The 5270-nt window shown below is 30.2% G+C and carries 6 protein-coding genes; all 6 read right to left on the bottom strand.

Translation table 11 applies throughout. From position 1 onward, the window contains the following. Positions 1 to 14: 14 nt before the first annotated feature. Positions 15 to 1022 (bottom strand): YaaC family protein, encoded by a 1008-nt coding sequence (locus tag AC4AGG_RS15185; RefSeq protein ID WP_489772861.1) that lies wholly within the window; start codon positions 1020 to 1022, stop codon positions 15 to 17. Between the two features lie 132 nt (positions 1023 to 1154). Further along, on the bottom strand, positions 1155 to 1766 hold the full coding sequence (locus tag AC4AGG_RS15180; RefSeq protein ID WP_489772860.1) for a GNAT family N-acetyltransferase: 612 nt from the start codon (positions 1764 to 1766) through the stop codon (positions 1155 to 1157). Between the two features lie 234 nt (positions 1767 to 2000). Then, positions 2001 to 2585, bottom strand: a complete 585-nt coding sequence (locus tag AC4AGG_RS15175) for a hypothetical protein (RefSeq protein ID WP_489772859.1) — start codon at positions 2583 to 2585, stop codon at positions 2001 to 2003. Positions 2586 to 2858: 273 nt separating this feature from the next. Continuing rightward, positions 2859 to 3020: a hypothetical protein gene (locus tag AC4AGG_RS15170; protein WP_489772858.1), complete on the bottom strand. Its 162-nt coding sequence runs from the start codon at positions 3018 to 3020 to the stop codon at positions 2859 to 2861. Between the two features lie 424 nt (positions 3021 to 3444). Beyond that, entirely contained in the window at positions 3445 to 4341 is an 897-nt protein-coding gene (locus AC4AGG_RS15165; RefSeq protein WP_489772857.1) for a hypothetical protein, read from the bottom strand. 150 nt (positions 4342 to 4491) lie between these two features. Beyond that, positions 4492 to 5241, bottom strand: a complete 750-nt coding sequence (locus AC4AGG_RS15160) for a leucine-rich repeat domain-containing protein (protein ID WP_489772856.1) — start codon at positions 5239 to 5241, stop codon at positions 4492 to 4494. Positions 5242 to 5270 lie beyond the last annotated feature (29 nt).

Here is a 5270-nt window from a genome sequence, read left to right as displayed (position 1 = left end):
AGCAGAAGTTGTTTTTATTCCGCGATTTCAAAATTATATGGTCCTTCAAGAAATTCATAAATTAAAGTTGGATAATCATCTATTATTAAGTCTATAGATTTTAATAACAAAGGATAAATAGAATCTCCCTTTTCTGTCTTATTTAAATTTATCCAATAACTAGGGAAGTATCTTGAAAGCATACCTAAATAGAATGACAAACAATATAATTGAGAAATAGAATTCAAATAGATATTATCCGGAATTAATCGGCATAGAGTTACGTTGCCAATTCCAAAAATATCTTCATTTATACTTTGAGAAAGTTGTGGAAAATGTGTTATAGGAATAACTACTTCAAAATTAGTCTTATTTTCAGTAATTCTAATATTACTAAGTAAATTTGAATCAAAATTTTTTGAAATTATCGTTTGATTTATTTTAAATTTTTCAATTGTGAACTTATATTCCATATCATCGCTAGTAAATTTAGAAACTTTTAATGTTTCTAAATTTTCATTTAGCCATTTATTGTATTCGACATTTAAGTCGGGAATTATTCTAATCAAATTTTCTAAAGTAAACCGTTTCTTCAAATCTGGAATTGGAAAATTAACCTTCCAATTAATTCCAGAAGAATGTAGTTTTAAATATGACTTATTCTTTGTTGAAGTTAGAAGTTCATAAAAGCCACCATTATTTATTTCAACAGTTAGATCTTTTAAATTATTTTCACTAATTGATTGTCTCCAATTTATTGTGTCTAGTCCGTGAGATGGTTTTAAGGAAGATTCTGATAGATGTGGATTCAGTAATAATACCAATCCTCTAGCTAAAGAATTAACTCCATAATATAATAATAAAGGTTTTACACTAAGATTTGCATCTTCTGCATTTCTAAAAAATTCTCGAGATTGTATTATGTTGGAACTAATTTCAGATACTTGTCTGGCAGATGCTTTTCTATTGTACTTTTTAGAGATAAATCTTTCAATCAGATCTCTAGATTCATAATCATATAATTTATGCCAAATTTTGTTCATACAATTTCTGCTAACGGTTTGGGGCTTTGCGTTCGGGCGGGATTTCGAAGCACAAAAGCTGGTTTTACTAATGTTTAATTGAAAAACTGCCGTTGAATTTTGCACTTCAGCCCGCCTGACGCAAAACCCTTGTTAGCTGCTGGCATATTTTTCAAGTTGTTCTTTTAAATTATTTTTTACATTTTCTTCCCATTCATCTTTCAAGATACTCAATTTTATTGCATCTATAATTTTTCCGTCAGCATCTTTACTAAATTGTCTTAATATCCCTTCAACTTTACACCCAATACTTTTCATTGCGTTTATGCTTCTTTCATTTTTGCTATTTGCTCCGAAACCTACTCTTATCATTTGTAGTTTTTCAAAAGCAAACTCTAAAAGAAGATATTTGCAATTTTTGTTTAGTCCAGTTCCTTGAAATTTTTTTCCATACCAAGTAAACCCAATGTCAAGACGTTTAAATTCATTTGAGATTTCGTAAAATCGTGTCATTCCTACATATTCATTATTCCTTTTGTCAAAAACAACAAAAGGGTAATGATTTTTCTCTTTGAATAACTTTACTGCTGTGTCAAAGTAGGTGTCAAAATTCTCTTTACCGTTTCCTCCATTAATATTAAACTTCCAAAGTTCAGGTTCATTAATTGCAAAGTTTATTAGTTTTTCTTTGTCTGAGGTTTCCAAAGGTTTTAATAAAACATAGTCGTTTTCTAAAATATATTTTTCTGTAAAGTCAAAATTCATAATTGTCAATATTTAACGGTATTTTGGAGTGCTTGCAGCTAACGAAAAAGTATTAGCGAAGGCGGGCGAAAAGTGAACTGAAAGTTCAATTTCGGGCCAAACTGAGCCAATGCTTTTTCAATGAAGTAAACTTACAAATAAAATACGGAATTGAAAAGCAGTGGCGGCGAAGAATATTCAAATTTTCAATTTGAGTATTCAAGCCCGCTTTTGCTAATACACTGTTAGCAGCAGTTATTTTTTACTTTTCCTTTTTTGCTTTCTTGCTTCTTTTTTAGTTAGTACTTTGCATACAGAATAAGAAACTCCGTAATAATTATAACACTGAAAATTATTCGAGTTAATAAATGATTTAAATTCATCATTAAAACTTAGGATTCTATCTGTTTCATCTCTTAAACTTATAATTTTTCCTTCATCATCTTTTCGAAAAATTGTTGAGCTATTATATGATATTAAACCATATATGCTTTGATTTAAAGTTTCAATAGAAATTGTTTCACCATCTAAAGTTTCAAATTCCGTCAATTCTTTATAATTAAATTCTTTATTTTGTTCTTCAGAAAGTTTATCAATGTTAAAGTCCTTGAACAATTTATAGACTTGATTAGCTTGAGATTCACTCAATTCAACAGTTTTTCTTAAGAACTCCTTTTTATTCTCAGCATTTTGAACAGCAAAATAGATTTTTCCTTTAATGTTAATTTCCGACTTAATTAATTCAATACATGATATCGAATTCCATACTCTAAATACATTATCCTTTTTATTATCTTCTATACATTCTACATTAAAAAAACTCAATTGAGCACGGTGCAATTTATGATATATTGATTCATTATTTTTTGAGATACTCAATTCATTGTTCCGTTCTTGACTGAATAGATTACTGAAAATGAAAATAAGTATAAGGGGGAATAGAGTTCTCATATAATTGCTGCTAACGAGTTGCGTATTGCTGAAGGACGGGCTTTTATGCCTAAAAGTTCAACTTTCTCTGAACCCAGCAAATTGCTTTTTTCGTTGCACTAAATTACAAAAAATCGTGAAAGGAAAAAGCAAATTGCGTCTAAAAATGCAAAAACTTTCAATTTATAATTCAACCCCGTCTTTTAGCAATACGATGTTACCTGCAGCGCCTTTTTCCACAAAGCTTTTTCCGAGTTTTTGATTTTCAGCAAGTTTTAAGAAGATTATTCCGTTAAATTCCAATTTTTTTTCGGTACAAAAAAAAGCAAGGATTTTATTCAGCATAATTTTACTCCAATTAGCATAATTTTATTGACTACGTCGAATCTTCGATTTCACGCCGTTTTTCATTCAGATATTCACGTCGTTATGCGCAAAGTTTGTGAAATTCGTTGCCGAAACTGTCGTTGAATAAATTCGGTTCGATTTAGATTCAGATTTTTTTCAGTCAGTCAAGTAGAAAATGAATTCAGACCTTTTTTTCAAACCATTTTGGTCTGGATTCAGTTTCTTTTTTTATTCACTCAAGTCCGAGTTTAATTTAACACGAGATTTTGTTCATTGGCAGTTGCAGGTAACGGTTTGGGGCTTTGCGTTCGGGCGGGATTTCGAAGCCGAAACGTTTAGCTAATATACAAATTTCAATAGAAGTACAAAACTTGAATTTTGCACTTCAACCCGCCTGACGCAAAACCCTTGTTAGCAGCAGTTATTTTGTTGGTTCTATTATTGCCAATATTTGTTCTACAATTTTATGATTTACGCCCAATTTTCCACGCCACGCTGAAATAGGAAAGTTAACTTCTGTCCGATGGTTAGGTGCTTCATTATGTAGTTGTTCTTCCCATTCTAAAATTTGATGATAAGGAACAAAGCCATTTAGCAGACTATAATTATCAATCAATTTATTTTTTAAAATGCCTAATTCAGCTAAAATTCTTATTAGCCAAGTTCTTGAAGTGTTATTACTATTTGGCAATATTTTTTCTTTCGATATTCTGTTTAGCAAATCTGTTGGCGTTTCATTTTCTTTCGCGTTGTCAATAGTATCAATTAGCCTATTAAATACTTCAATATCATTTTTTGTTGCCTTTATATTTTCAAATGTCAATATTTCTTGTAAGTCTAAAATCGTTTCGGTATAGCCACCAATCCTGCAATAACCAATGTATAAATCGTGTAAATTCTTTCCATCGTTTTCCCAATTTTCTTTAGGAAGTCCACATATTTTGCAAGGATTACGAAATTTTTCATCGTTGAATGGTTCAAACTTGTGTTCAGGTATATTTTTCGCAAACAAATAACTGATTATTGGTTGTAGTCCACGATGAAAACCTGTTCCGATGGCTTTTATAAATAAATTGAACACTATTAATTCAAAGTCATTTTCAGTTACAATTTTCCTTAACTCTTTAACAACCTTGTCGTGTTGATAATGTCCTATTCTGTTAATTTCAAAGCCACTGTTTTCTAACAACAAAATGTCTTTTTCCTTTAAATTGCCAGGGAGTTTGTATCTGCTAATTTCTTTATCGAAGTCGTAACTTTCTTCATTGCTATGCAAATAAACCTTAGAAAGTAGTTTTATTATTTTTTCGTCTGTCATAAGCTGTGGTCTGTATAATTGCTGCTAACGGAACGGGGATTGCCGAAGGCGGGGATTTTTAGCACCCAAGCTCAATAGAAATACCTCAAGCTAAATGTATGCAAAAGTTTCTAAATATGCACTTCAGCCCCGCTTTTTGCCAAACCGATGTTAGCAGCTGTTATTTTCCAAATGTTTTTTTAATTTTTCTATACTTTCTTCCAAAGTTGTTTCTATATTACCAAACGTTAATGTTTTTATTTTTTTCAATTTATCAAATTCATCTTTTGGATAATTCCACGAACTACTAAAAGATTGTAATTTTGTTAATGCTAAAAGTGGATCGAAGTTTTTATCAGTTGTTTTTGTGTTAATCAGCATCAAATATTTTAAGTCTTTTAAACTTGAAAATGGTTTTAAACTGTCTAATTTTTGAGCTGTCCACATACTTCCACAAATTGCAAGTCCTTGAAGATTTGTCAATTGTCCAATTACTTCAAAGTTGGTTATTTTCTTTGCATTCTCAATCTCTAAAACTTTCAATGTCGTCATTAGACTCAAAGATTCGATACTTTCAATTTTTGTGCAATTTCCAATTCTTAAATATTCAATGTTTTTTAATTCGGTTAAATTGTCAATATTTTTTGCTGTTGTTATTCCTATATTCAGCCCTACCAAGTTTTTCATTTTACATATTGCGTCAAAAAATGCTTGATTGACATTTGAATGTGTCCACAAGAATTTTACTTTATTTAAAGAAGGAATAATTTTTACCCATTTTTTCAATTCTTTATCAGAGCCAATGGCAATACTCAAATATTCTTCATCTTTATATTCTTCGATTATTTTTATAGCTTTTGGTGGGAAATTATTCTCTCTGTCATAATACCAAAATCCATTTTTAATTTGCTTTTCTGTCATATAGTTGTGGCTTTATCATAATGGCTGCT

The organism is Chryseobacterium sp. CG10_8, assembly GCF_058117085.1.
This window is presented reverse-complemented; position numbering and strand designations above follow the sequence as displayed.